At 71.4% G+C, this 24,877-nt stretch carries 23 protein-coding genes; 10 read left to right on the top strand and 13 right to left on the bottom strand.

Annotated elements, in window-relative coordinates:
• Positions 1-5 precede the first annotated feature (5 nt).
• From ACFXKG_RS03820 to ACFXKG_RS03830, 3 genes are all read right to left on the bottom strand, one after another.
• Positions 6-1,220 (bottom strand): acetyl-CoA C-acetyltransferase, encoded by a 1,215-nt coding sequence (locus ACFXKG_RS03820; RefSeq protein WP_384831858.1) that lies wholly within the window; start codon positions 1,218-1,220, stop codon positions 6-8.
• 86 nt (positions 1,221-1,306) lie between these two features.
• The gene (locus ACFXKG_RS03825) at positions 1,307-2,497 is read right to left on the bottom strand and encodes a CaiB/BaiF CoA transferase family protein (protein ID WP_384831861.1); all 1,191 of its coding nucleotides are present in this window, start codon (positions 2,495-2,497) and stop codon (positions 1,307-1,309) included.
• Positions 2,498-2,682: 185 nt separating this feature from the next.
• Positions 2,683-3,264, bottom strand: coding sequence for a helix-turn-helix domain-containing protein (locus ACFXKG_RS03830; RefSeq protein ID WP_384831864.1), 582 nt, complete (start codon positions 3,262-3,264; stop codon positions 2,683-2,685).
• Between the two features lie 236 nt (positions 3,265-3,500).
• On the opposite strand from ACFXKG_RS03830, the gene ACFXKG_RS03835 reads away from it, so the two are divergent.
• A complete protein-coding gene (locus tag ACFXKG_RS03835; protein WP_384831867.1) occupies positions 3,501-4,208 on the top strand; it encodes a B3/4 domain-containing protein in 708 nt (235 codons plus the stop codon).
• On the opposite strand, the gene ACFXKG_RS03840 is transcribed toward ACFXKG_RS03835, so the two are convergent.
• Entirely contained in the window at positions 4,198-4,902 is a 705-nt protein-coding gene (locus ACFXKG_RS03840; protein WP_384831870.1) for an endonuclease V, read from the bottom strand. The genes ACFXKG_RS03835 and ACFXKG_RS03840 overlap by 11 nt on opposite strands.
• A 236-nt stretch (positions 4,903-5,138) precedes the next feature.
• On the opposite strand from ACFXKG_RS03840, the gene ACFXKG_RS03845 reads away from it, so the two are divergent.
• The 5 genes from ACFXKG_RS03845 to ACFXKG_RS03865 all read left to right on the top strand — a co-directional run bounded on the left by ACFXKG_RS03845 (position 5,139) and on the right by ACFXKG_RS03865 (position 10,566).
• Complete coding sequence (locus ACFXKG_RS03845; protein ID WP_382891989.1) at positions 5,139-5,555, top strand: SsgA family sporulation/cell division regulator; 417 nt, start codon at positions 5,139-5,141, stop codon at positions 5,553-5,555.
• Positions 5,556-5,878: 323 nt separating this feature from the next.
• Positions 5,879-7,516: an ABC-F family ATP-binding cassette domain-containing protein gene (locus tag ACFXKG_RS03850; RefSeq protein ID WP_384831875.1), complete on the top strand. Its 1,638-nt coding sequence runs from the start codon at positions 5,879-5,881 to the stop codon at positions 7,514-7,516.
• A gap of 107 nt (positions 7,517-7,623) precedes the next feature.
• A complete protein-coding gene (ddaH, locus tag ACFXKG_RS03855) occupies positions 7,624-8,394 on the top strand; it encodes a dimethylargininase (RefSeq protein ID WP_384831878.1) in 771 nt (256 codons plus the stop codon).
• A gap of 142 nt (positions 8,395-8,536) precedes the next feature.
• Positions 8,537-9,514, top strand: coding sequence for an acyl-ACP desaturase (locus ACFXKG_RS03860; protein WP_365811914.1), 978 nt, complete (start codon positions 8,537-8,539; stop codon positions 9,512-9,514).
• 128 nt (positions 9,515-9,642) lie between these two features.
• On the top strand, positions 9,643-10,566 hold the full coding sequence (locus ACFXKG_RS03865) for a chitosanase (protein WP_384831882.1): 924 nt from the start codon (positions 9,643-9,645) through the stop codon (positions 10,564-10,566).
• A 26-nt stretch (positions 10,567-10,592) separates the two neighbouring features.
• On the opposite strand, the gene ACFXKG_RS03870 is transcribed toward ACFXKG_RS03865, so the two are convergent.
• Together ACFXKG_RS03870 and ACFXKG_RS03875 are read right to left on the bottom strand one after the other, a co-directional pair.
• Complete coding sequence (locus ACFXKG_RS03870) at positions 10,593-10,850, bottom strand: WhiB family transcriptional regulator (protein WP_365811910.1); 258 nt, start codon at positions 10,848-10,850, stop codon at positions 10,593-10,595.
• A 244-nt stretch (positions 10,851-11,094) separates the two neighbouring features.
• Positions 11,095-11,958 carry an NAD(P)H-binding protein gene (locus ACFXKG_RS03875; protein ID WP_384831885.1) on the bottom strand — a complete coding sequence of 288 codons (864 nt, stop codon included), beginning with the start codon at positions 11,956-11,958 and terminating at the stop codon, positions 11,095-11,097.
• Positions 11,959-12,115: 157 nt separating this feature from the next.
• On the opposite strand from ACFXKG_RS03875, the gene ACFXKG_RS03880 reads away from it, so the two are divergent.
• The gene (locus ACFXKG_RS03880; RefSeq protein ID WP_384831888.1) at positions 12,116-12,727 is read left to right on the top strand and encodes a TetR/AcrR family transcriptional regulator; all 612 of its coding nucleotides are present in this window, start codon (positions 12,116-12,118) and stop codon (positions 12,725-12,727) included.
• A 24-nt stretch (positions 12,728-12,751) separates the two neighbouring features.
• On the opposite strand, the gene ACFXKG_RS03885 is transcribed toward ACFXKG_RS03880, so the two are convergent.
• Together ACFXKG_RS03885 and ACFXKG_RS03890 are read right to left on the bottom strand one after the other, a co-directional pair.
• Positions 12,752-13,828: a multicopper oxidase domain-containing protein gene (locus ACFXKG_RS03885; protein WP_384832769.1), complete on the bottom strand. Its 1,077-nt coding sequence runs from the start codon at positions 13,826-13,828 to the stop codon at positions 12,752-12,754.
• Positions 13,829-14,074: 246 nt separating this feature from the next.
• The gene (locus ACFXKG_RS03890; protein WP_384831891.1) at positions 14,075-14,326 is read right to left on the bottom strand and encodes a hypothetical protein; all 252 of its coding nucleotides are present in this window, start codon (positions 14,324-14,326) and stop codon (positions 14,075-14,077) included.
• On the opposite strand from ACFXKG_RS03890, the gene ACFXKG_RS03895 reads away from it, so the two are divergent.
• The gene (locus ACFXKG_RS03895; RefSeq protein ID WP_384831894.1) at positions 14,280-16,583 is read left to right on the top strand and encodes a ThuA domain-containing protein; all 2,304 of its coding nucleotides are present in this window, start codon (positions 14,280-14,282) and stop codon (positions 16,581-16,583) included. The two genes, ACFXKG_RS03890 and ACFXKG_RS03895, sit on opposite strands and share 47 nt — an antisense overlap.
• An 83-nt stretch (positions 16,584-16,666) precedes the next feature.
• Positions 16,667-18,847, top strand: a complete 2,181-nt coding sequence (locus ACFXKG_RS03900; RefSeq protein WP_384832772.1) for an OmpL47-type beta-barrel domain-containing protein — start codon at positions 16,667-16,669, stop codon at positions 18,845-18,847.
• A 78-nt stretch (positions 18,848-18,925) separates the two neighbouring features.
• On the opposite strand, the gene ligD is transcribed toward ACFXKG_RS03900, so the two are convergent.
• The gene (ligD, locus tag ACFXKG_RS03905) at positions 18,926-19,951 is read right to left on the bottom strand and encodes a non-homologous end-joining DNA ligase (RefSeq protein ID WP_384831897.1); all 1,026 of its coding nucleotides are present in this window, start codon (positions 19,949-19,951) and stop codon (positions 18,926-18,928) included.
• Between the two features lie 138 nt (positions 19,952-20,089).
• On the opposite strand from ligD, the gene ACFXKG_RS03910 reads away from it, so the two are divergent.
• Entirely contained in the window at positions 20,090-21,154 is a 1,065-nt protein-coding gene (locus ACFXKG_RS03910) for an ATP-dependent DNA ligase (protein ID WP_384831900.1), read from the top strand.
• Positions 21,155-21,169: 15 nt separating this feature from the next.
• Here ACFXKG_RS03910 and ACFXKG_RS03915 read toward each other — a convergent pair whose 3' ends face one another.
• The 4 genes from ACFXKG_RS03915 to ACFXKG_RS03930 all read right to left on the bottom strand — a co-directional run bounded on the left by ACFXKG_RS03915 (position 21,170) and on the right by ACFXKG_RS03930 (position 24,791).
• Positions 21,170-21,664, bottom strand: a complete 495-nt coding sequence (locus tag ACFXKG_RS03915) for a YchJ family protein (protein ID WP_384831903.1) — start codon at positions 21,662-21,664, stop codon at positions 21,170-21,172.
• Positions 21,665-21,745: 81 nt separating this feature from the next.
• On the bottom strand, positions 21,746-22,666 hold the full coding sequence (locus ACFXKG_RS03920; RefSeq protein ID WP_384831906.1) for an ATP-binding cassette domain-containing protein: 921 nt from the start codon (positions 22,664-22,666) through the stop codon (positions 21,746-21,748).
• Positions 22,667-22,671: 5 nt separating this feature from the next.
• Positions 22,672-23,769, bottom strand: coding sequence for an ABC transporter permease (locus ACFXKG_RS03925; RefSeq protein ID WP_384831909.1), 1,098 nt, complete (start codon positions 23,767-23,769; stop codon positions 22,672-22,674).
• Positions 23,769-24,791: a sugar ABC transporter substrate-binding protein gene (locus ACFXKG_RS03930; RefSeq protein ID WP_384831912.1), complete on the bottom strand. Its 1,023-nt coding sequence runs from the start codon at positions 24,789-24,791 to the stop codon at positions 23,769-23,771. The genes ACFXKG_RS03925 and ACFXKG_RS03930 overlap by 1 nt, the downstream gene beginning before the upstream one ends.
• Positions 24,792-24,877: the final 86 nt, after the last annotated feature.

The raw sequence follows: 24,877 nt of genomic DNA on the forward strand, positions 1-24,877 counted from the left end.
GCCGGTCAGAGACGCTCGATGACGGTGGCGACACCCATGCCCCCGCCGACGCAGAGCGTGGCGAGGCCGTACCGCTGGTCCCTGCGCTCCAGTTCGTCGACGAGGGTGCCGAGGATCATCGCGCCGGTGGCCCCGAGGGGATGGCCGAGCGCGATGGCGCCGCCGTTGACGTTGACCTTGTCCAGGGAGAGCCCCATGTCGTCGACGAAGCGCAGGACGACCGCGGCGAACGCCTCGTTGATCTCGACCAGGTCGATGTCGTCGATGGTCAGTCCGGCCTTGGCGAGGGCCTTGCGGGTGGCGGGCGCCGGGCCGGTCAGCATGATGGTCGGCTCGGATCCGGAGACCGCCGCGGAGACGATCCGGGCGCGCGGCGTGAGCCCGTACCGCTCCCCCGTCTCCCGGGATCCGACGGCGACGAGGGCCGCGCCGTCCACGATGCCGGAGGAGTTGCCCGCGTGGTGGACGTGGTCGATCCGCTCGACCCAGTGGTACTTCTGCAGGACGACGGCGTCGAAGCCGCCCTTCTCGCCGATCTCCGCGAAGGACGGCTTGAGCGCGGCGAGCGACTCGGCGGTGGTGCCGGGGCGCGGGTGTTCGTCCCGGTCGAGGACGGTGAGTCCGTTGCGGTCGCGTACGGGCACGACGGAGCGCGCGAAGCGGCCGTCCTTCCAGGCCGCGGCGGCCCGTTCCTGGGAGAGCGCGGCGAACTCGTCCACGTCGCGCCTGCTGTAGCCGCCGAGGGTGGCGATCAGGTCGGCGCCGATGCCCTGGGGCGCGAAGCCGGTGTCGAAGCTGGTCATCGGGTCCATCGCCCAGGCTCCGCCGTCGGAGCCCATCGGCACGCGGGACATCGACTCGACGCCGCCCGCGAGGACCAGGTCCTCCCAGCCGGAGCGGACCTTGGCGGCGGCCAGGTTGACGGCTTCGAGGCCGGAGGCGCAGAAGCGGTTCTCCTGGACGCCGGCGACCGTGTCGGGCAGTCCGGCGGCGATGGCCGCGATACGGGCGATGTCCGAGCCCTGGTCGCCGAGCGGGCTCACCACGCCGAGCACGATGTCGTCGACGGCGGCCGGGTCGAGTCCGGGCAGCCGGCGGCGCAGCTCGTGGATGAGGCCGACGACGAGGTCGATGGGCTTGGTGCCGTGCAGGGCCCCGTTGGCCTTGCCGCGGCCGCGCGGGGTGCGGATCGCTTCGTAGACGAACGCTTCGGTGGTCACGGCGGCTGCCTTCCGTTGCGGGTGGGCGGGAAGAGCGGGCTAGGAGAGCGGGCGGGAGGAGGCGGGTGGACTGGTGGACTGGTGGCTCAGGCCGGACCGGACCGTTCGGCCCCTCCGGGGCTTTCGGGCGCGCCGGACGGAGCGGACGGAGCGGACGGATCAGGCAGACCGGGCAGGCCCCAGTCGCGGGCGACCTCGGCGCTGTGCGCCCCCGGTCGCGCGGGCGGGCGGCGTACCGACCCCGGTGTGGCGGAGAAGCGGGGCGCCGGCGCGGGCTGGACGAGGCCCGCGTGGTCGGTGAAGGTGCCCCGGGCCGCGAGGTGGGGGTGGCCGGGCGCCTCGCGCAGGGAGAGCACGGGGGCGACGCAGGCGTCGGAGCCCGCGAAGACGGCGGTCCACTCCTGGCGCGTCCGCGTCCTGAACCGGGCGGCCACGGCGTCCCGCAGCTCGTCCCAGCGCGCGAAGTCCCTGCGGTCGGGGACCTCGCCGGTCAGCCCGAGCAGTTCGACGAACTCGTTGTAGAAGCGCTTCTCCAGCGCGCCGACCGCCATGTACTCGCCGTCGGAGGTCTCGTACGAGCCGTAGAAGGGGCTGCCTCCGTCCAGCAGGTTGGCGCCGCGCCGGTCCTGCCAGCCGCCGGCGCCCATCATGGCGTGGATCATGGTGGTGAGATGGGCGGTGCCGTCCACGATCGCCGCGTCCACGACCTGCCCGGCGCCGTCCGGGGTACGGGCGTGCTGGAGCGCCGCGAGGACACCGATGACGAGGTAGAGCGCGCCGCCCGCGTAGTCCCCGAGCAGGTTGGCGGGGAGCGCGGGCGGCTCCTCCGCCTTGCCGATCATGGAGAGGGCGCCGGAGACGGCGATGTAGCCGATGTCGTGTCCCGCGCGGTCGGCGAGCGGCCCCTCCTGGCCCCAGCCGGTCATCCGGCCGTACACCAGCCGCGGATTACGGCCGTGGCACTCCTCCGGGCCGATGCCCAGGCGTTCGGCGACACCGGGGCGGTACCCCTCGATCAGGATGTCGGCGCGCTCGACGAGATCGAGGACGCGGGCCGGGCCGTCCTCGGCCTTGAGGTCGATGAGTACGGAGCGCTTGTTGCGGTTGGTGAGGTCGTACGCCGGGTCGATACCGAGCCCCGCGCCGCCGGGCCGGTCGACCCGTACGACATCGGCGCCGAGGTCGGCGAGGGTCATCGCGGCGAAGGGGCCGGGCCCGATCCCGGCCAGCTCGACCACGCGTACACCGGTCAGCGGACCGTCCGTCGTGCCTGTCATCCGGCCCCCAGCGGTGTGGCACCACCGATGTGACACCGGTGATGGTGAGAGTTCGTGTCCACTCCGCCCATGGCGCTCGGCGGAGTACGGCAGAGCAAGCGCTTAGCCCTGTGCCGAGCCTATGCCGTACCCGGGGTGTTCGGCCAAGCGGGTGCCGCGCGGACACCAAGCGGGTGCCACGCCGATCAGGAGGCGGCGGGGCCGGGCGGCAGGTGGACGGTCATGACCAGGTGGCAGGTTCCGGTGCCGGCGCCACGGTAGGCGTGCGGGGCGTCGCCGCCGAAGGTGGCGGTCTGTCCGGCTTCGACGGCGTGCTCGGTGCCGTCGACGACCAGGATCATCCGGCCGGCGGTGACACTGACGGTCTCCACGACTCCGGCCTGGTGGGGGTGGCTGGGGTACTCCTCGTCCGGTTCCAGCCGCCAGCGCCAGACCTCGACGGGCGCCGGGCCCGAGGTCGTCAGCATGAGCCGGGCCTCGCCGCCCCGTTCCCCGGTCCACAGCGGCGCGACGGCGTCGGCGGCCACGACACGGACGCGGTCTTCGGCCGGCCCCTCCAGCAGGGCGGACACCGAGACGCCGAGGGTGTCGGCGAGCCGGACCAGGGTGGCGAAGTTGGGGTTGCCCTGGGCCTTCTCCAGCCCCACCAGGGCTCCCTTGCTGACCTGGGCGCGCCTGCCGAGCTCGTCGAGCGACAGGCCCGCGCGGGCGCGCGCCGTCCGGACGTTGTGCGCGAGCGTCCGCAGGGCCCCGGCCGTCTCGGCCATCTGATCACTTCCTCACTCACCGCCCGACCATTCGAATGCACCGTGCGGTCGGTTGATTGACACACCTCGGTCGACCTGTTGTACGGTTCGGTCGTTCCATTGGGATGATAGAGGGTGCGGCGACGCGGCCCGTCCGCCCGCACCGCGCACGCCATACGCCTACGCGCACCCAGCCCCGGCCACACGATGTACGCACGCACGAAGATGTACGCACGCACGAAACGGAAATCCCGCCCATGACCACCTTCCGCCTCACCCCCGCCGTCGCGGACGCCTTCCCCGGCGCCCTCATCGCCCTGGTGACCGCCACCGGCCTGCGCGGCCGGGAGCCGTGGCCCCACACCGCCGCCGCCCTGGCCGAACTGGAGCAGGAACTCGCCGACGGCACCTGGCACCCCGCCGACGAGACCGACCCCCGCATCGAGGCGTGGCACACCGCCTACCGCTCCTTCGGCACCAACCCGCGCCGCATCCGCCCGAGCGTCGACGCGCTCGGCCGCCGCCTCGCCAAGAAGGGCGCGCTGCCGCGCATCGGCCCGGCCGTCGACTCCTACAACGCCGTCTCCGTACGGCACGCCCTGCCCGCGGGCGCCTTCGACCTGGACCGGGTCACCGGCGACATCGAGATCCGGCACGCGGACGGCACCGAGTCCTTCACCCCGCTCGGCGAACCCGACACCACCGAGACCCCCAAGCCGGGCGAGGTCGTCTACGCGGACACCACCGGCGTCCTGACCCGTCACTGGAACCACCGCGACGCGCACCGCACCCGCGTCACCGAGGACTCCGCCCGCGTCGCGTTCCTCCTCGAAACCGTCGACGCCGACCGGGACGGCGACCTCCTCAAGGCCGCGGCCGAGGAGTTGCACGGACTGCTCGTCCCGCACAGCGACAAGACCGAGGTGTACTACCTCGGCCCGGCACAGCCGCGGGTCACCGTCTGAGACCGCCGTCCGGCGCCGCGACCGCCGCGCGCAGCGCCTCGCGGCAGAGCGCGTCGGCCCGCCGGGTGGTCTCCGGCAGGCGGTATTCGGGGGTCAGCCGCAGGGTGTGGGCGCAGGCGGTGCCGAGGTCGACGCGGTGGCCGACCGAGACGAACACCGGCTTCACGCCCGCCCGGGTCCGCAGCGCGCGGCCGACCTCCTCGCCGTCGTCGGCGAGGAGCGGCGCAAAGTCGCCGCGCCGGTCGCCGGGGTCCGCGTACGAGAACGTGAACGGGTTCTTCGCCACCCCGATCACCGGGTGTCCGGTGACCACGCCCAGATGGGAGGCGAGCCCGAACCGGCGCGGATGGGCCCGGCCGTACCCGTCGCAGACGATCAGCCCGGGCCCGGCGGTGAGCGAGCCGAGCGCGGCGAGCACGGTCGGGATCTCCCGGAAGGCCAGCAGGCCGGGGACGTACGGGAAGGCCACCCGGCCCACGGCGGTGGCCCGGTCGACCACGTCGAGGGTGGCGGCGTCGAGTACGACGGCCGCGGCGGCCACGATGTCCCGCTCGTCGTCGTAGGCCACGTCGACGCCGGTCACCAGCCCCGTGCCGGGCGGCGGGCCCGCCTCGTCGAGCACGACACGCCCGCGCAGTTCGTCCTGGACGGCGCGCGCCTCGGCCTCGTCGGCGGGTGTCCTGATCGTCGTCATGATGACCACACCTTATGCGGCGGCCACTTGACGCTCTCGGCACCCGGCGGCCGCCCGGACGGGCCGCCGGCGCGACGGCCACCGGCGCGGTGTGACGCAGATCACCGCACGGTGACACAGCTCACTCCGGATTCCGAGCACGTATTGAGCCGCTCCACCGTCTTTCCCTTTAGGGGAGTACCGAACCCGTAGGGATGAGCCCGGCGCAGTCCGGATCCGACGAAGGGGAGCAGACCATGTCGCCCGTCATCGAACAGGCCGTGCAGGCCCGGCTGGTCTCGCCCTCTCCGCGGATGGAGACCGTCCCCGCGATGCTCTGTTACGACCGGGCCGACCCGTTCGCCGTACGGATGGAGTTCCCGCCCCCGGCGACCCTCGAAGGCACCGAGGTCACCTGGGAGTTCTCCCGTGAGCTGCTGGCGAAGGGCATGACCGAGGCGGCGGGCGTCGGCGACGTGCGGGTGCGGCCCTTCGGCTACGGCCGTACGGTCCTGGAGTTCCACGCGCCCGAGGGCACCGCGATGGTGCATCTGCGTACCGCCGAGCTGCGCCGGTTCCTGGAGCGCTCGCAGTGCCTGGTCCCGGCCGGCCGGGAGCACCTCTATCTCGACCTGGACCACGATCTGACGGAACTGCTGCGCGACGCGCGCTGACGACGACGCCCGCCCCCGGCTCCTCCCCCGCGGCCTCCCCCGGTCCGGCCTCCATCCGGCTCCCCTGCGCCGCGATTAATCCTTTGACCGCCGCCGGACAGCCTCGTACCGTGTCCCGTGGTCCTGTTGTCGTCGATCGGAGTGGACCGTTGCGCATCTGAGGTCCTGAGACACCGTGCCGCACAGCCGTGCTTCCTTCCGGCTGTCCGCCTCGTGTGTGACCTCGGCTGCCGAGCCGTCCCCTCGACCTGGACTTCCCTCCTGCTCGCGGTGTCTCCATCCGTTGCCCTGCCCCCTGAACCCCGCAGCAACCGGAGACGTGTATGTCCGCCGCCCCCGCCCACATCACCTGCACCGCGCTCTCGTTCGCCTGGCCGGACGGGACGGAGGTGTTCCATGACTTCCAGCTCGCGATCGGCCCCGGCAGGACCGGGCTCATCGGTCTCAACGGGTCCGGGAAGTCCACCCTGTTGAAGCTGATCGCGGGCGAACTCACCCCGGCCGAGGGCCGGATCGCGATCAGCGGCGACATCGGCTTCCTCCCCCAGACCGTGACGCTCGACACCGCCCTGCGGGTGGACGAGGCGCTCGGTGTCGCCGCGGCCCGCGCCGCGCTGCACGCCATCGAGGCGGGCGACGCGAGCGAGGAGCACTTCACCGCGGTCGGCGACGACTGGGACGTGGAGGAACGCGCCCAGGCCACCCTCGATCACCTCGGACTCGGCCGGCTCGGCCTCGACCGTACGGTCGGCGAGATGTCGGGCGGCGAGTGCGTGCTGCTCGGCCTGGCCGCGCTGCTGCTCGCCCGGCCGGACGTGCTGCTGCTGGACGAGCCGACCAACAACCTCGATCTGCACGCCCGGCGGCGGCTGTACGACGCCGTCGACTCCTGGTCCGGCGCCCTGGTCGTGGTCAGCCACGACCGTGAACTCCTGGAGCGCGTCGACCAGATCGCCGATCTGCGGGACGGCGAGGTGCGCTGGTACGGCGGCGCCTTCTCCGCCTACGAGGAGGCGCTCGCGCAGGAACAGGAGGCGGCGGCCCGTATGGTGCGGGTCGCGGAGGCCGACGTACACCGCCAGAAGCGCGAACTCGCCGACGCCCAGGTCAAATTGGCCCGGCGCAAGCGATTCGGCCAGAAGATGTCGGACACCAAGCGCGAGCCGAAGATCGTCATGAACGGGCGCAAACAGGCGGCCCAGGAGTCCGCGGGCAAGCACCGGATCCTGCACACCGAGCGGCTCGCCGAGGCGAAGGAGCGGCTGGACGAGGCGGTGGAGGCGGTACGGGACGACGACGAGGTCCGGATCGACCTGCCGCACACCGTCGTCCACCCGGGACGCGGCGTACTGACCCTGCGCGATCTGCGGCTGCGGTACGGGGCCGAGGTCAGCGGCGAGTACGCGATCCACGGCCCCGAACGGATCGCGCTGGTCGGCCGGAACGGCGCGGGGAAGACGACGCTGCTGCGCACCGTCGCCGGGGAGTTGCCGCCGGAGTCCGGCGAGGCGCTGGCCCATGTCCCGCTGCGCTTCCTGCCGCAGCGGCTCGACGTGCTGGACGACTCGCTCACCGTGGCCGAGAACGTCGCCCGCTTCGCGCCCGCGGCGACCAACCAGCAGATCAGGTCCCGGCTGGCGCGCTTCCTCTTCCGGGGCGCGCGGGCCGACCAGCGGGCCGGGACCCTCTCGGGCGGCGAGCGGTTCCGGGCCTCGCTCGCCGCGCTGCTGCTCGCGGAACCGGCACCCCGGCTGCTGCTGCTCGACGAGCCGACGAACAACCTGGACATGGCGTCCGTCCGCCGGCTCACGGCGGCGCTGGAGTCGTACCGGGGCGCGGTGATCGTGGCCAGTCACGACGTGCCGTTCCTGGAGTCGATCGGCATCACGCGCTGGCTGCTGCTCGACGGCGAGCTGCGGGACACCGACGCGGAGGAGGTGCGGGCGGCGGAACGCGGGTGATGATGGGCGGGCCGGTACCGGCCCGGGCCCGCCGGCCCGTCCCCGTACCGGTGGCCGGACCGTCTCCGGTCCGGCCCCGTCGCACCGGACGATACGGAGGAACACCCGTGCCCCACGGAAAAGCTCTGATCCGACGCCCGAGCCCGCGCCTCACCGAAGGGCTGGTCACCCACCTCGAACGGACCCCGGTCGACTCCGCGCTCGCGGTCGAGCAGTGGGAGCGGTACGGCGCGACGCTGCGTGCGCACGGCTGGGAGACCGTCGAGGTGGCGCCGGCCGACGACTGCCCGGACGGGGTGTTCGTGGAGGACACCGTCGTGCTGTTCCGCGACGTCGCGCTGATCTGCCGCCCCGGCGCCCCTTCCCGCCGCCCCGAGACCGCCGCGGTCGAGGAGGAACTGGTCCGGCTCGGCCGCACGGTCATCCGGATACGGGAGCCCGGCACGCTGGACGGGGGCGATGTCCTCAGGACCGGCGACACCGTCTACGTGGGGCAGGGCGGCCGGACGAACGCGGCGGGGGTGGCGCAGCTCCGCGCCGCCTTCGAACCGCTCGGGGCGCGGGTGGTGGCCGTACCCGTCACGAAGGTGCTGCACCTCAAGTCGGCGGTGACGGCGCTGCCCGACTCCACGGTCATCGGTTTCGACCCGCTGGTGGACGACTGGTCGCCCTTCCCGCGCCGGCTCTCCGTACCGGAGGAGCCGGGCTCGCACGTCGTCCTGCTCGGCGGCGGGAAGCTGCTGATCGCGGCGAGCGCGCCGCGGACCGCCGAACTGCTGTCGGATCTGGGCCATGAACCGGTGCCGGTCGACATCAGCGAGTTCGAGAAGCTCGAAGGGTGTGTGACCTGCCTTTCCGTGCGGCTGCGGGAGCGGTGAGGGGGCGCGGGAACGTGGACGACCTGAGGTGATCGCGAGGTGATCCAGGGGCCGGGCTTGGCCCCTCGCTTATTCGGGCCTTAACCTACGGTGTCGTAACCTACGAACCCGTAGGTAAAACTCCCGTCCCCCTGGAGCACCCGTGTCGATCACCTCTCCCCACCTCGGCAGTTCGTCGGAAGCGTGGACCGACGCCCGGCTGCTGTACGCGCTGGAAGAGGTGGTGGAGAAGGAACTCAACCGCCATCTCAAGGTCGCCAAGGACTGGATGCCGCACGAGTACGTGCCCTGGTCGGACGGCCGCAACTTCCCCGGCATCTTCGACAACGGGGAGGCGTGGGAGCCGGCGCAGTCGAAGGTCACCGACATCGGCAAGATCGCGCTCGTCGTCAATCTGCTGACCGAGGACAACCTCCCCAGCTACCACCACGAGATCGCCAGCCTCTTCGGCCGCGACGGCGCCTGGGGCACCTGGGTGCACCGCTGGACCGCGGAGGAGGGCCGGCACGGCATCGTGATGCGCGACTACCTGCTCACCTCGCGCGCCGTCGACCCGGACAAGCTGGAGCAGTTCCGGATGGCGCACATGGCGGAGGGCTTCGAGTCCGACAACCGCCACTCGATGCTGCACTCCGTCGCGTACGTCGCCTTCCAGGAGCTGGCGACCCGCGTCTCGCACCGCAACACCGGCCACCAGTCGGGCGATCCGGTCTGCGACCGGATGCTGGCGCGCATCGCCACCGACGAGAACCTGCACATGGTCTTCTACCGGAATCTGCTGGGCGCGGCCTTCGAAATAGCACCGGATCTGACGATGCAGGCCGTGCGCGACGTGGTCGTCCAGTTCCGGATGCCCGGACACGGCATGCCCGGATTCGAGCGTGCCGCCGCGCAGATGGCCATCGGTGAGATCTACAACATGCGCATCCACCACGACGACGTGCTCCAGCCCGTGCTGCGCTTCCTGAAGGTCATGGAGATCGGCGGGCTCGGCCCCGAGGGCCTGAAGGCGCAGGAGGAACTGGGCCTGTACATGGGCGGGCTGGACTCCGAGGCGAGCAAGTTCGACGAGAAGCTCGCCGCCCGCAAGGCCCGGATGGCGGCGCGCGCGGCGGGCTGAGGACCCGCGGCCTGACCCTCACATGCCCGCGGGCGGGTACTGCCGCCCGCGGGCATGTGAGGGGGCGCACGGCGCGCGATGGGGCGTACGGCTGAAGGCGCGCGCCGGTGCGTCGTACCCTGTGCCGGATGAAGCCTGTTACGCGCCTCTTCCTCATAGGCGCCCCTCTCCTGGTCGCCGCCGTCGTGGTCTTCGGCGGCGGCGACGGCGGTTCGGCGGTGCTCGCCGACCATCCGCCGGAGTATCCCGAGCGGAGCACCGCCCCCGCTCCGCTCCTCTCGGCCGACGCGGACGAGCTGGAGAAGGCGGAGAAGCGGATCGAGAAGCTGCCGCCGGGCCTCGCCGCTCCCGCGAAGAAGGAGATCGCCGCGCGGCTCGTCGCCAGCGCGGAGAACTCCACGCTCGACTGGCGCGGCCAGTACGGCGCCATCGAGGACGTCGGGGACGGCAACGGCTACACGGCCGGGATCATCGGCTTCTGCTCCGGGACCAACGACATGCTGCACCTCGTGGAGTCGTACACGAAGTCCCATCCGGACAATCCGCTCGCCTCCTACCTCCCGGCGCTGCGCGCCGTGGACGGCAGCGACTCGCACGAGGGTCTCGACCCGGGTTTCCGGGACGCCTGGGCCCAGGCCGCGGAGTCGGCGGACTTCCGTACCGCGCAGGACAGGACCCGCGACACGCTGTACTTCGACCCGGCCGTCCGGCTGGCCAAGATGGACGGGCTCGGCACCCTCGGCCAGTTCGTCTACTACGACGCGATGGTCCTGCACGGCCCGGGCCTCGACGCGGAGGGCTTCTACGGCATCCGGGAGGCGGCCCTGAAGAAGGCGAGGACGGCGGCCGAGGGAGGCGACGAGAAGGCGTACCTCTCCACCTTCCTGGACGCGAGCCGGTCCGTGATCAAGACGAAGTCCGTCACGGCACAGCGCGACTCCTCACGGATCGACACCGCGCAGCGCCTCTTCCTGCGGGACGGCAACATGGATCTGCGGCTGCCGCTGCGCTGGCAGGTGTACGGGGAGACGTTCCGCATCGACGCGGTGTGAGCGGCCGGGTGCGGCCCGGCGCGCGTTCAGCCGCTGCGGCGCCGGAGGTTCTGCCGCTCCTTCTCGGAGAGCCCGCCCCAGACCCCGAACCGCTCGTCGTGGTTGAGCGCGTACTGCAGGCAGGCTATCCGCCCCTCGCAGGCGCCGCAGAGCCGCTTGGCCTCACGGGTGGAGGAGCCGGGGGCGGGGAAGAAGAACTCGGGCCCGGTCTGGGCGCACAACGCGCTCTCCTGCCAGGAGAGTTCGTCGGTCGTGGTGGTACTGGTGGTGATATTGATCGGCATGTCGCACAGGTTGCCCGCCCGCGATAAACGAATGATTGACGAACCGTCAACGCCCCGTCGGACGGGTCCTGTTCACCGCGCCCCGGCACCTCCGACGGTGACCGGTGCCGCGCGCACCGTGACGCCGGGCCCTCGGCCCGCCGTCACCGTAGGGTGGCATTCGGTGACCGAGAAGTACAGCGGCCGGCGCGGCGTGGCGCGCCGACCGCTCGCCCGGATCCGGGCCGGGCCTCACCACCGACCGTCAGCGCATCGCCTGTTCGGCGAACGCGCGGAAGGCACGGGGCGGGCGCCCGGTGACGCGCTCGACGGTGTCGGTGGTGCGGTCCTCCGCCCCCTCGGCGATGGAGAGATCGAGTCCGGCCAGCAGCGCGGCGAACTCCTCGGGCAGGTCGGCGGCCAGGCGGTCGCGCAACTGCTCGAAGCCGAGCGACCGGTGGGCCACGGGCCGGCCGGTGACCTCGGTGATGACGGCCGCGACATCGTCGTAACCCAGCGCCTCGGGGCCGGTGATGACCAGCTCGCCGCTGGGCGCGGGGTCGTCGGTGAGGGAGTGGACGGCGACCGCCGCGATGTCGTCGGCGTCGACGAAGCCGACCCGGCCCCGGCCGGTCGCGGAGAAGATGAGGCCCTGCTCGCGGATGCTCGTGACGTGCCTGGGCTGCCCCGTGAAGTTCTGCATGAACCACGACGGCCGCAGCACCGCCCACTCGCCGAAGAGGCCGGCGAGCTCGCGGTGCACCTGGCCGACCGCCGGGCCCCCGGCGGGTACGGCCGAGGAGCTGAGCAGGACGGCGCGCCGGACACCGGCGGCGCGCGCCTGCCGGAGGAAGGGCAGCATGACGCGGGCCGGGTCCGGTTCGCCGACGGGAGGGACCAGATAGACCCGGTCCGCGTCGCGCAGGGCGTCGGCGTGGGTCGCCGTGTCGTACCAGTCGAAGCGGACGGGCTCGGCGCCACCGGGCCGGGCGGGGCGGGCGGGGCGGCGGCTCGCGGCGCTGACCCGGTGGCCGAGCGCGGTGAGCCGGGACACGACACGGCTGCCGGTGGTGCCCGTGGCTCCGGTGACCAGGACGGTGCGGTCGGCCCCGTACGGGGAATGGCTCATCGCAGGCTCCATCTTCTACAATACGGACCGTAAGTCCGATTAAAGATATGGACCGTCGGTCCGCTTGGCAAGCGGAGCGCCGGGCTGCGGAAATGCCGGGCTGCCGGGACGCCGGGCGGGAGCGGGAACGGGAACGGAGAGAATGGGAGCGCGGCGGGTGGGCAGTGAAGACACACGGAGTCCGGAGGCCGGGGCGCCGCGCAAGGAGCGCACGGACGCGGCGCGCAACCGGGAGGCGGTCCTGGCCGCGGCCGACACCCTGTTCGCGCGCAGCGAGAGCCCGCGCAGCGTGTCCATGGACGAGATCGCGGCGGCGGCCGGCGTCGGCAAGGGCACGCTCTTCCGCCGCTTCGGCGACCGCACCGGGCTGATCCGGGTGCTGGCCGAGGCGCGGATCGCACCGCTGCGGCAGGCCGTCGAGGCCGGGCCGGGACCGCTCGGCCCCGACACCCCGCCGCGCGACCGGGTACTGGCGCTGCTCGACGCCGTACTGCGGTTCAAGCTGGACAACCGCCATCTGGCGCTGGCCCTGGAGGAGGCGGGCAGCGGCAGCCCGTACGACGCGGGCCACTACGCGTGGTGGCACGGCACCCTCGAACAGACGCTGCGCCGACTGCCCGCCGTCGCCGACAGCGGCTTCACCGCGCACGCCCTGCTGGCCGCCACGCGCGCGGATCTCGTCGAACACCTCGCCGGTCAGGAGGACATGACCGGCGAGGAGATGAGGGAGCGCCTGGCGGCCTACGCCGCGCGAGTCCTGGACGCCTGAGGGCGGCGCGCCCCGGAACCGCCGTCAGTGGCCCGAGTGGTCGGCCTTCGCGTCGCTCTTCGCGTCGGCCTTCGGATCGGACTCGGCATCGGCCTTCGCGCCGGCCTTCGCGCCGCTCTTCGGATCGGCCGACGCGGCCGGATGATGCGGTTCGTACCCCGGGATCGTGCCGTCCGCCTTGGCGACCAGCAGGAGGCCGGCCATGCCCATGTCGGAGTGGCTCTGGACATGGCAGTGGTACATCCAGGCGCCCGCGCCACCGCGTTCGCCCGCGATGACCTGGAAGCCGAAGGAGTCCGCCGGGCCCGTGATCTTGTTGTCGATCACCCGGCTGGGGTCGTCGGGGCCGGTGAGCAGGCCCGTTCTGTTGTCCGCCCAGCGGTGCCCGTGCATATGGAACGTGTGGTAGAACTCGCCGTGCGTGATCATGATGATCTCGACGCGATCGCCCACCGTCGCCTCGAAGTTGGGGCTCTCCGCGCCGGGCTTGTTGTTGATCGACATGTCGTTGAAGACGATCGTGAACTGCTTGTCCGGCAGGATGTCGCCCTTCCTGCGGACCACGACGGGACCGTACAGCCCCTTGCGGATGCCGCCCGTGCCGTGGTCCGTGCCCACGACATGGTCGTGGTAGTGCCAGTAGCCCGCGCTGCCCTGCTGCCAGGTGCCGTCCTTGCGCCTGCCGGGGGCGTGGGTGCGCCAGGTGTACGTACGGGTGCCGCCGGGCTCGACATGGCTCCGGCTCATCCGGGTGCCGTCGTTGGCGATGTCGTAGTCCACGCCGTGCGGGTGGAGACTGACGTCGACATCGCAGTTGTTCTCGAAGTCGATGTGGAGGGTGTCGCCCTCGTTCAGCTCGATGAGCGGCCCCGGGATGGTGGCCTTGCCCTTCTCGAAGCCGTACCCCATCTGGCCGTTCGGCAGGTTCTCGGCGTACAGGCTGATCCGGCGCACCTGGCCGCCCGCCGGAGCGGTTCTGGGCGGGGTGTCGGCCGCCGAGGCGGCCGGGGCCGAGGCGGCGGCGACCGACAGCGAGGTCGCCCCGGTCGCGGCGACCGCACCTCCCGCCAACAGCCGCCGGTTGAAGCTCCTTCGGTCCATGGCCATCGTGAACTCCCCAGTGCCGTAAGGACGTTTGCGGGGCACATGAGACCCCGGGGACGGCCACACGGTAGACCAGCGACCGCCGTTTATCCACACTCAGGACAAAGTTGGTGGGATTGCGGTCGTACCTATTGGCGTACCGACGAAAGAGGTCTAGTTTCAGGCGCTGTTGCTGTGCCCACAAGACCGTGTCCAAGACTGTGTCCAGAGAGGGGTGGGTGAACACATGCAGCCTGCACCGCATCACCGGTCGAGATTCCCGGGAACGACGAGAACCACGAGTCCGAAGAGGTCGAGAAGGGCGAGACGCGGCGTTGCCGCGGCCCTGGCGGCCGGTGCCCTGGCGGCGTCGCTGCTCGGCTCCAACGCCGCGACCGCGAGGCCGTATCCCGAACCGGCGCCGACAACGTTGTCCCTTCCGTCGCCGCCCGGCGGCGAGAACGTGAGGGTGCTCGTCTTCCACGCCTCGGCCACCGAGGAGTCGCCGGTCGTCAACGCCGGTATCGAGGCCGTCGAGTCGATCGGCCTGTCGGGGCCCGCGGGCGAGCGGTTCACGACCGTGGCCACGGACGACGCCTCGGTCTTCACCAACGCCACCAAGCTCGGCAGGTTCAACGCGGTCGTCTTCCTCACGGGCGGCGGCGATGTGCTCGACCCCGAGCAGGAGGCGGGCCTCGAGTCGTACATGAACGCGGGCGGCGGCTTCCTCGGGATCCACGACGCGGCCCGTACCGAGCCGTACTCCGACTGGTTCACGGGGCTCATCGGGGCCCGGCCGACGGGCGCCCCGAGCAGCGTGCAGCGGGCCACCGTCGAGGTCGGCGACCGGATCAATCCGGCCACCAAGAACCTTCCGCTGGAGTGGAAGCGGCCCGACAAGTGGTTCAACTGGTCGGCGAACCCGAGCGGCAAGGTGCACACGGTGGCCCGGGTCAGGGAGGCCAGCTTCAAGCCGGCCACCGGGGCCAACGGCGCCGACCATCCGATCTCCTGGTGCCGTGACTACGCCGGCGGGCGGTCCTTCTACACCGGCATGGGCGGTACGGCCGAGTCGTACGCCGAGACGGACTTCCGCGACCACCTGCGCGGCGCCCTCAACTGGACGACGCGGATCTCCCGCGCCGACTGCAAGGCGACGATCGACTCCAACTACACGGCGGAGCGCGTCACCCAGCCGAACCAGCCCGGTCAGCAGGACCAGATCGGCGAGCCGCACGGCATGGTCACCACGCCCGACGGGCGCGTGCTGTACATCGGCCGCGGCGGCGGCGACAACGCGGCCCCCGTGGTCACCGACTGGAACAACCCGGAGATCGGCAAGGGCCTCGGACAGGTCCACGTCTACGACCCGAAGACGAAGAAGGTGACCCTCGCGGGCGCCCTCACCGTCTTCGGCAACAAGGGCGGCGGCGGCGAGCTGATCAAGGTCGAGGAGGGGCTGCTCGGGATCGAGCTGGACCCCGCCTTCGCGACCAACGGCTGGGTGTATCTGCACTACACACCGCACTCGCAGCTCAACCGGGACACCCGGATGGCCGAGCGGCGCGTCTCCCGCTTCACCCTGGACAGCACCACGAACAAGCTGGACCTCGCCTCCGAGAAGGTCCTGCTGAAGTGGCCGGTGCAGGTCAACAGCTGCTGCCATTCCGGCGGCGGGATGGCCTGGGACTCCAAGGGCAACCTCTACATCGCGACCGGTGACAACAACTCCTCCGGTTTCACCGACGGTTACTCCGGCAACAACCCGCAGCCCGCGTACAAGGGCGTCTCCTTCGCCGACGCGCGCCGCACCGCGGGCAACACCAACAACCTCAACGGGAAGATCCTGCGGATCCACCCAGAGCCGGACGGCACCTACACCCTGCCCGAGGGAAACCTCTTCACCGGCAAGGAGCAGGCCGAGGGCGGCGGCAAGACCCGCGGCGAGATCTATGTGATGGGTGTACGCAACCCCTCCCGGATCTCGATCGACCGGAAGACCGACACCCTGTACGCCGGCTGGGTCGGCCCGGACGCCGGTGCGCCGAGCACCACGTGGGGTCCGGCCAAGTACGACACGTTCTCCGCGATCACCAAGGCGGGCAACCACGGCTGGCCGTTCTGCATGGGCAACAACCAGCCCTACCGGGACCGTAACCTGCCCGACCCGTCCAAGCCGCTGGGGTGGTACAACTGCGCCGCCCCGAAGAACGAGTCCCCCAACAACGACGGCCTGGTGAATCTGCCGCCCGTCACCGGCAACACCATCTGGTACTCGCCCCAGGGCGGCGGCCCCGACTTCCCGCGCGACGCCAACGGCATCCCCAGCTACAAGGCCGAGGAGAGCACCTACCTGCTGCCGTGGCTCAAGGGCGGTGGCCAGGCGACCATGAACGGCCCGGTCTACCGGTACGACGCGCAGAGCACGAGCGCGGCGAAGTGGCCGGAGTACTGGGACGGCAAGTGGTTCGTCGGCGACTTCTACGACGCGACGGACAGCCCGCGCCACGCGGTGGTGACCGATCCGAAGACCGTGGGCAAGGGCGGGCTCCCGGTGCACGCCGAGACCCTGAAGAAGATCATCCCGGTCGGTCAGGGCGGCATCCGCAACCTGATGGACTGGAAGTTCGCCCCGGACGGCTCGCTCTACGTCCTCGACTACGGGCGCGGCTTCTTCACCTCCGACTCCCAGTCCGCGCTGTGGCGCGTGACGTACAAGGGCGGCGAGCCGACCCCGGCCGCCGGTGACCTGGCCAGGAAGGCGGCGCAGTGAGACGCGAGTTGAGACACCGGCCGGGGCGCCGGGCGGCCCACCGGTCGCGGCGCCTGTGGACAGCCCTCCTGGGCGCGTTGCTGATGGTGCTGGGGCTGACCTCGACGGCGGCCGTCGGGCAGCCGTCGAGCGGCGCCGGCGACGACCGGCGCCCGGGCGCGAGCACGGCGGCGGCCCAGGTGCTCACCTGGACCGCGGGCAACGCCATCGACAAGTACCTGAGCTTCCCGACCACCGCGGTGGCCGGGCCGACCACGATCGTCTTCGAGAACAGCGCGGCCACCGGCAACACCACCGGCATGCCGCACACCCTCACCTTCGACGTGTCGGATCCCGAGTACAACAACGACGTACCGCTGAACATCCTGGCCAACCCGAGTGACGCCAACGGCGGCAAGTACACCACCGAGGTCAACCTGACCCCGGGCAAGTACCGCTTCCACTGCGTCATCCCCGGGCACGGCACGATGACCGGCATTCTCACCGTGACCGAGGCGGGCGGCGGTGACGACACCACCGCTCCCACCACCTCGGCCAAGGTCGAGGGCCAGCAGAACGCCGACGGCGCGTACGTCGGTTCGGCGACGGTCGCCGTGACGGCGACCGACGACGGATCCGGGGTGGCGACCACCGAGTACGCGGTCGGCGCGGACGGCCCGTGGCAGCCGTACACCGCCCCGGTCGTGGTCGACCAGGTCGGCGAGCACACCATCAGGTACCGCGCCACGGACAAGGCGGGCAACGCGTCCGAGGCGAAGTCCGTCGCGTTCACCGTGGTCGCCCCGCCGACCGACGACACCACGGCCCCGGAGACCTCGGCGACCGTGAGCGGTGACCAGGACGAGGCGGGCGACTACCTGTCGATGGCCACGGTCACCGTCACCGCCTCCGACACCGGTTCGGGCGTCAACACCATCGAGTACGCGCTCGGTGCCGACGGCGCCTGGCAGCCGTACACCGCCCCGGTGATGGTCCACGAGGTCGGTACGCACACGGTCCGCTACCGCGCCACCGACAAGGCGGGCAACGCGGCGGCGGTCAAGTCGGTGTCGTTCACGGTGGTGGAGCCGCCGGTCAAGGACACCACCGCGCCGGTGACCGGAGCGGTGGTGACCGGCGACAAGAACTCCAACGGCGCCTACATCACCAGCGCGAAGGTGACCCTCACGGCGACCGACTCCGAGTCGGGTGTGGACCGGATCGAGTACTCCCTCGACAGCGGCCCCTACCTGGCGTACACCACCCCGGTCATCGTCGACCGGGTCGGCTACCACGCGCTCTCCTACCGGGCGACCGACAAGGCGGGCAACACCGCGCAGGCCAAGCAGGTCTCGTTCACCGTCGCGCAGGGCGGCGGCGTACCGGCCCCCAACTGCCCGGAGTTCGACGAGCGGCTGACGGTCATCGTGGGCACGGTCGACTCGGGCGTGCCGAACCGGCTGACCCGTAACCGGTGCACGATCAACGAGCTGATCGAGGACGAGAAGGAGTGGACCTCGGCGGCCCTCTTCCTCAAGCATGTCGACAGCGTGCTCGACAAGCTCCTGACCGACAACGTCATCGACGACCGGGAGTTCAGGAAGATCACCAAGGCCGCCAAGCAGTCGAAGATCGGCACCCCCGGGCAGACCGAGGGCTACCGTCCGCTCTTCGACGGCACGGCCGAGTCCCTGGCCAAGTGGGAGCAGGTCGGCGGCGGCAAGTTCGCGCTGAGCGGCGACGGTGCCATCACCAGCAGCACCACCGTCGAGGGCATGGGCATGCTGTGGTTCCCGCAGCGCACCTACGGCGACTTCTCGCTGAAGCTCCAGTTCCGTGACGACGCCCCGGGCAACGGCAACGCCAACGGCGGTGTGTTCGTACGGTTCCCGAACGTCCGCAACCACCCGGAGGAGTCCCGCCCCGAGTGGGTCGCCATCAACTACGGGCACGAGATCCAGATCCTGGACCGCCCGGACGGCGACATGTACAAGACCGGCTCGATCTACGGCTTCGACCGCGTGGGTCTGGGCGGCGCGGGCGTCACCCCGAAGGGCACCTGGAACGACTACGAGATCCGGGTGGAGGGTCAGCACTACACGATCCTGCGCAACGGGGTGCTGATCAACGAGTTCGACAACGTGGGCGGGCAGACGTTCTACCCCGAACGCGCCGGTGACCCGGGCACGGACGGCCGGCGGTACGCCACCGGTTATGTCGGGCTCCAGGTCCACGGCACGACGGACGTCATCTCGTACCGCGACATCCGCATCAAGGAGCTGTGACCGCGACCGCGGTCCGCTGACGGTGTGTCCCCTCTCGGCGGAGAGGGGACACACTGCTGTTACGGGCTTCCGCCGCGTTCACGAACTCTCGCGCTTCGCGCGGCTCGGCTGCACCCGCTTCGGCTCCCCCGGCATCTTCGGGTAGTCCGGCGGGTACGGCATGTCCCCCAGCCCGTGGTCGCGTTCGTACCGGTCGGCCAGTTCGAGCAGCCCGTCGAGCCGGTGCGGCCGGTCCGCCATCTCGGCGTGCACGTCACCCACCTCGGCGTAGCGCACCGGCATCGTCGCCAGGTCGAAGTCGTCCGGCGCCACGTCGTCCAGCTCCTCCCAGCGCAGCGGCGCGGAGACCGGGGCGTGCGGGCGGGGGCGTACGGAGTAGGCGGAGGCGATGGTGCGGTCGCGCGCGGTCTGGTTGTAGTCGACGAAGATCCGCTCGCCGCGCTCCTCCTTCCACCACGCGGTGGTCACCCGGCCCGGCATCCGCCGCTCCAGCTCGTGGCCGACGGCGATGGCACACCGCCGTACCTCGGTGAACGTCCAGCGTGGCTCGATCGGCACGAAGACGTGCAGCCCCCGGCCGCCGGAGGTCTTGGGCCAGCCGCGCAGCCCCTGTTCCGAGAGGAACGCGTGGAGTTCGTGGGCGGCCCTGACCGCGTCGGCGAAATCGGTGCCGGGCTGCGGATCGAGGTCGATGCGCAGCTCGTCGGGGTGGTCGGTGGCGTCCCGCCGTACCGGCCAGGGGTGGAAGGTGAGGCAGCCCAGATTGGCCGCCCAGAGGACGGCGGCCGGCTCCGTCGGGCAGATCTCGTCGGCCGAGCGCCCGCTGGGGAACTCGATCCGGGCGGTGGGGATCCAGTCGGGGAGGTTCTTCGGGGCGCGCTTCTGGAAGAAGGACTCGCCGTCGACGCCCTCGGGGAAGCGCTGCAGGGTGGTCGGACGGTCGTGGAGCGCGCGGGTGATGCCCGGCGCCACGGCCAGGAAGTAGCGCGCGACGTCCAGCTTGGTGTAGCCGCGCTCGGGGAAGTAGACCTTGCCGGGGCTGGACAGCCGTACCGTCCTGTCGCCCGCCTCCAGCTCCACCGCCGCACCCGCGCCTGCGCCCATGGGGACCACGGTAGGCGGGGCCCGCGCGGAGCGCATCACTGGACGGGGCCGCGCACCGGCCGCCGCGCGGGCGCACACCGGGCGGTACGGGCGGACACACGCCGGGCGGCACGGGAGGTTCTGTCCGACAATCGGTCCATGGACCTGCCGGTGATGCCGCCCGTGAGACCGATGCTCGCCAAGTCCGTGGCCCGTATCCCGCCCGGCATGCTGTACGAGGCCAAATGGGACGGCTTCCGGGCGATCGTGCACCGGGACGGCGCCGAGCTGGTGATCGGCAGCAGGACCGGGAAGTCGCTCACCCGCTACTTCCCCGAGCTGGTCACGGCGCTCCTCGCCGAGCTGCCCGAGCGCTGTGTCGTCGACGGCGAGATCGTGATCGTGCACGGCGACCGGCTCGACTTCGAACTGCTGACGGAACGGATCCATCCGGCGAAGTCCCGGGTGGACCTGCTCGCCGAGCGCACCCCGGCCAGCTTCGTCGCCTTCGACGTGCTCGCGCTCGGCGACGCCTCGCTGCTCGGCGTGGACCAGGCACGCCGCAGGGAGGCGCTGGAGGCGGCGCTCTCCCCCGCCCGTCCCCCCGTCCATGTCGCGCCCGCCACCACCGACGTCGAGGTGGCACGGGAGTGGTTCGAGCGGTACGAGGGGGCCGGTCTCGACGGGGTGGTGGCCAAGCCGCTCGATCTGCCGTACCGCCCGGACGTCCGGTCCATGTACAAGATCAAGCACGAGCGGACCGCCGACGCCGTGGTGGCCGGCTACCGGGAGCACAGGAGCGGGCCGGTGGTCGGTTCGCTCCTCCTCGGCCTGTACGACACGGCGGGCGTCCTCCAGCACGTCGGGGTCTGCGCCGCGTTCCCCATGCGGCGCCGCGCCGAGCTGGCGGCGGAGCTGGCGCCGCTGCGCATGGCGAGCGCCGAGGGCCATCCGTGGGCGGCCTGGACGGAGGAGGCCGCGCACGAGAGCGCCCGGCTGCCGGGCGGCCCGAGCCGCTGGTCCGGGAAGAAGGACCTGTCCTGGCTGCCGCTGCGGCCCGAGCGGGTCTGTGAGGTGGCGTACGACCACATGGAGGGCGACCGCTTCCGGCACACCACGCAGTTCCGCCGCTGGCGGCCGGACCGTACCCCCGCGAGCTGTACGTACGCGCAGCTGGAGGAGCCGGTGCGGTACGACCTGTCGGAGGTGCTGACGGGGCGGTGAGCCCAGGAGCTGCCGTCAGTCCAGGAACGTGCCGTCCACGTAGACCCAGGCCCCGGCGTGCCGGGCGAAGCGGCTGCGCTCGTGCAGCTCGCCGGGGCGGCCGCCGTCGGTGAAGCGGGCGCGGAAGGTGACCGTACCGGTGGTGTGGAAGGCGCTGCCTTCGGTGGTCGCCAGGATCTCCAGGCCCTGCCAGAGCGTTTCGGGGTCGAGGTCCAGGCGGGCCGGCCGGGTCGCCGGATCCCAGGTCCTGAGCAGGTACGCGGCGTCGAGCACGACGAAGGCGCTGTAGCGGGAGCGCATCAGCAGCTCGGCGGTGGGCGGGGTGGCACCGGCGCCCACCGCCTCGGACCCGGTGTGGAACCGCCCGCAGCACGAGCCGTACGGAGCGCTCCCTCCGCAGGGGCAGGGCGACCCGCCGGTGACGGGCCGCCCCGCCCCCGCGGACCGGCCGGTCCGGACGGTTCGGCCGGTCCGGCCGGGACGGCGGCTGGGTGCGGGGCGTCGGGCCATGGGATCGGTGCTCCAGGACGGGTTACGGGTACGGGGACGAGGACGGGCGGACACCCAGCCTAGGGGCTCTCGTGCCACGGGTCACCCGGTGCCGGTTCCGGCCTCGGTCCCGGCCTCGGTCCCGGCCTCGGTCCCGGTCCCGGCCGCGGCCGCTTCGGGGAGCTTCGCCACGTCCACCCCGGTGACCTGCGCCAACTCATGCTTGAGCGCGGCGAGTTCGGCGCCACCGGCCATGTGGTTGGTGAGGGCTTCGAGGCTGACCTCGCTGCGCGCGGAGCTGAGTTCGAGGGTGCCGAGGCGCAGCACCGTGAAGTGGTCGCCGACCATGTAGGCGTGGTGCGGGTTGTGGGTGATGAAGATGACGCCCAGACCGCGTTCCCGGGCGGCGGCGATGTACTTGAGCACCACCCCGGACTGTTTGACGCCGAGCGCGGCGGTCGGCTCGTCCAGGATCAGCACCCGGGCGCCGAAGTACACCGCGCGGGCGATGGCCACGGACTGCCGCTGACCGCCGGAGAGCGAGCCGACGGGCTGGTCGAGATCGTCGAGCACGATGCCCATGTTGCGCAGTTCCTGGTCGGTGACGCTCTTCATACGCGGGATGTCGAGCATCCTGGCCGGCCAGCGGCCCCGGGTCAGCTCGGAGCCGAGGAAGAAGTTCCGCCACACCGGCATCATCGGTACGGTGGCGAGGTCCTGGTAGACGGTGGCGATGCCGTGGCCCAGCGCCTCGCGCGGCGTGGTCAGCCGGACCGGCTCGCCGTCGATGAGGAACTCGCCCTCGGTGTGCTGGTGCAGCCCGGATATGATCTTGATCAGGGTGGACTTGCCGGCGCCGTTGTCGCCCAGCACGCAGCTCACCCGGCCCGGACCGACGGCCAGGTCGACGCCGTGCAGGGCGCGGATGTTGCCGTACTGCTTGCCGACTCCGCGCAGTTCGACGACCGGCGCTCCGCCGCCGCGGCCGGTGCTCCCGCCCTGGGCGGTCGTGGTGGTTGCCATGGGGTTCACCTCCGGGTCGCCTGCTTGCGTACCCACAGATTGAGGAGGACGGCGACGAGCAGCATCGCGCCGAGGAAGAACGTGAACCAGTCGGGGTTCCAGTTGGCGTAGACGATGCCCTGGGTGACCATGCCGAACATGAATGCGCCGACCATCGGGCCGAAGGCCGACCCGTACCCGCCGGTCAGTACGCAGCCGCCGATCACCGCGGCGGCGATGTAGAGCAGTTCGTTGCCGATGCCCTCGCCCGACTGGACGGTGTTGAAGGCGAAGAGCTGGTGCATGCCGACGAACCAGGCCGCGAAGCCGACGATCATGAACAGGGCGATCTTGGTGAAGGTCACGGGGACGCCGACGGCGCGGGCGCTGTCCTGGTTGCCGCCGACCGCGAAGATCCAGTTGCCGTACTTGGTGCGCAGCAGCACCCAGGTGGCCAGGACGCCGAAGACCACCCACCACACCACGGTGATCCGGACGCTGGTCCCGCCGACCGCGAGCTCCGAGGAGAAGATCTTGCGGGCCTGGTCGAAACCGTCCATGTCACGGATGGAGTCGGTGGCGACATTGCCAGTGATCAGTTTGGTGACCGCGAGGTTGGCGCCCTGGAGCATCAGGAAGGTGCCGAGGGTGACCAGGAAGCTGGGCAGACCGGTCCTGACGAGCAGGAATCCGTTGAAGGCCCCGACGGCGAGGGAGACCACCAGCGCGAAGACCACGCCCACCCAGACGTTCATGGAGAGCTGGAAGGCGACCATGGAGGCGGTGAGCGCGGAGGTGACCACGGCGACACCGGCCGACAGGTCGAACTCACCGCCGATCATCAGCAGCGCCACGGCCAGCGCCATGATCCCGATGGTCGACGCCTGGTAGAGCATGGTGTTGAGCGAGTCGAACTGCCGGAAGGTGGGGGCGACGGAGAAGAAGAAGACGTAGACGGCCACGGCGCCGATCAGCGCGCCGATCTCCGGCCGGGCGAGCAGCCGGTGCACCGGCGAGCGCCGCGCGGTGCGGCCGTCCCGGCCACCGGCCCCGGCGGATCCCGGCGGCTCCGGCGCCGCCGGGGCGGGACCGGCCGCCGGACTCACGGCGGACCCCACGCTCATCACCGGGTTCCCTTCTCGGCGAACCGCGCGATCCTGTCGACGTTCGTCTCGTCCACGAACGCCGGGCCGGTCAGGACCGGTTCCGCGCCGCCACCGCTGAAGTTGCCGTTGTTCTTGTACAGCCAGAGGTTGTCGACCGCCAGATAGCCCTGGAGGTACGGCTGCTGGTCCACCGCGAACTTCACGTCGCCGTCCTTGACCGCGCCGGCCAGTTCCTTGTTGAGGTCGAACGTGGCCACCGCCGCCTTGCTGCCGGCGTCCTTCGCGGACTGGATCGCGGTGAGCGCGAACGGGGCGCCGAGGGTGACGATGTAGTCGATCGACGAGTCCTGCTGAAGCTTGGCCTCGATGGTCGACTTCACCGACGGCATGTCCTTGCCGTTGACGTAGAGGATCTCGGTCTTGCCCTGGAACGTCTTCTTCACGCCCGCGCAGCGCGCCTCCAGGGCGACATGCCCCTGGTCCTGGATGACACAGATGCTGTGCTTGGCGCCCACCTCGTTGAGCCGGTCGCCGAACGCCTCGCCCGCCACGCCCTCGTCCTGGCCGAAGTAGGACTGGAGCCCGAGCTCCTTCCAGTCGTCGAGACCGGCGTTGAAGCCGACGACGGGGATGCCGGCCTGCTCCGCCTTGGCGAGCACGGCCTTCATGGCCTCGGGTTTGGCCGCGGTGACCGCGATGCCGTCGACCTTCTGGTCGATGGCGTTCTGGACCAGGTTGGCCTGGTCGGCGGCGCGCTCGTCGCTGGAGTAGACGAGGTCGACGTTGTCCTTGTCCGCCGCGGCCTGGGCGCCCTTGCGGATGATGTCCCAGAAGGTGTCCCCGGGCGGCGCGTGGGTGACCATCGCGATCTTCATGCGCGGGGTGGTCGCCTTGCCGGTCGTCGCGGAGTCCTGGTTCTCCTGGGCCTTCTTGCCACCGGACTCGCTGGAGCAGCCCGCGGCCAGGAGGACCGCCGCCATGCCGACGGCCGCGGCGGCGAGGGTTCTGCGGGAGCGGGGGGAGTGGATCGTGCGGTTCATCGTCCTGCACCTCACGGAGTGAGTGGGCGGAGAGGGGGCCTGAGCCCACCGGACCGCAACGGAGGGACGCGACGTCGCCGTTGCAG

This window comes from Streptomyces sp. NPDC059255 (assembly GCF_042752355.1).
Taxonomy (GTDB): domain Bacteria; phylum Actinomycetota; class Actinomycetes; order Streptomycetales; family Streptomycetaceae; genus Streptomyces.

Excerpts from the sequence above, each read along its gene's own strand:
- ACFXKG_RS03885 (WP_384832769.1), bottom strand. The coding sequence starts at position 13,828 with ATGGACCGAAGGAGCTTCAACCGGCGGCTGTTGGCGGGAGGTGCGGTC.
- ACFXKG_RS03865 (WP_384831882.1), top strand. The coding sequence starts at position 9,643 with ATGAAGCCTGTTACGCGCCTCTTCCTCATAGGCGCCCCTCTCCTGGTC.
- ACFXKG_RS03875 (WP_384831885.1), bottom strand. The coding sequence starts at position 11,958 with ATGAGCCATTCCCCGTACGGGGCCGACCGCACCGTCCTGGTCACCGGA.
- ACFXKG_RS03845 (WP_382891989.1), top strand. The coding sequence starts at position 5,139 with ATGTCGCCCGTCATCGAACAGGCCGTGCAGGCCCGGCTGGTCTCGCCC.
- ACFXKG_RS03850 (WP_384831875.1), top strand. The coding sequence starts at position 5,879 with ATGTCCGCCGCCCCCGCCCACATCACCTGCACCGCGCTCTCGTTCGCC.
- ACFXKG_RS03835 (WP_384831867.1), top strand. The coding sequence starts at position 3,501 with ATGACCACCTTCCGCCTCACCCCCGCCGTCGCGGACGCCTTCCCCGGC.
- ACFXKG_RS03920 (WP_384831906.1), bottom strand. The coding sequence starts at position 22,666 with ATGGCAACCACCACGACCGCCCAGGGCGGGAGCACCGGCCGCGGCGGC.
- ACFXKG_RS03910 (WP_384831900.1), top strand. The coding sequence starts at position 20,090 with ATGGACCTGCCGGTGATGCCGCCCGTGAGACCGATGCTCGCCAAGTCC.
- ACFXKG_RS03925 (WP_384831909.1), bottom strand. The coding sequence starts at position 23,769 with ATGAGCGTGGGGTCCGCCGTGAGTCCGGCGGCCGGTCCCGCCCCGGCG.
- ACFXKG_RS03840 (WP_384831870.1), bottom strand. The coding sequence starts at position 4,902 with ATGACGACGATCAGGACACCCGCCGACGAGGCCGAGGCGCGCGCCGTC.
- ACFXKG_RS03930 (WP_384831912.1), bottom strand. The coding sequence starts at position 24,791 with ATGAACCGCACGATCCACTCCCCCCGCTCCCGCAGAACCCTCGCCGCC.
- ACFXKG_RS03870 (WP_365811910.1), bottom strand. The coding sequence starts at position 10,850 with ATGCCGATCAATATCACCACCAGTACCACCACGACCGACGAACTCTCC.
- ACFXKG_RS03900 (WP_384832772.1), top strand. The coding sequence starts at position 16,667 with ATGGTGCTGGGGCTGACCTCGACGGCGGCCGTCGGGCAGCCGTCGAGC.
- ligD (WP_384831897.1), bottom strand. The coding sequence starts at position 19,951 with ATGGGCGCAGGCGCGGGTGCGGCGGTGGAGCTGGAGGCGGGCGACAGG.
- ACFXKG_RS03825 (WP_384831861.1), bottom strand. The coding sequence starts at position 2,497 with ATGACAGGCACGACGGACGGTCCGCTGACCGGTGTACGCGTGGTCGAG.
- ACFXKG_RS03915 (WP_384831903.1), bottom strand. The coding sequence starts at position 21,664 with ATGGCCCGACGCCCCGCACCCAGCCGCCGTCCCGGCCGGACCGGCCGA.
- ACFXKG_RS03830 (WP_384831864.1), bottom strand. The coding sequence starts at position 3,264 with ATGGCCGAGACGGCCGGGGCCCTGCGGACGCTCGCGCACAACGTCCGG.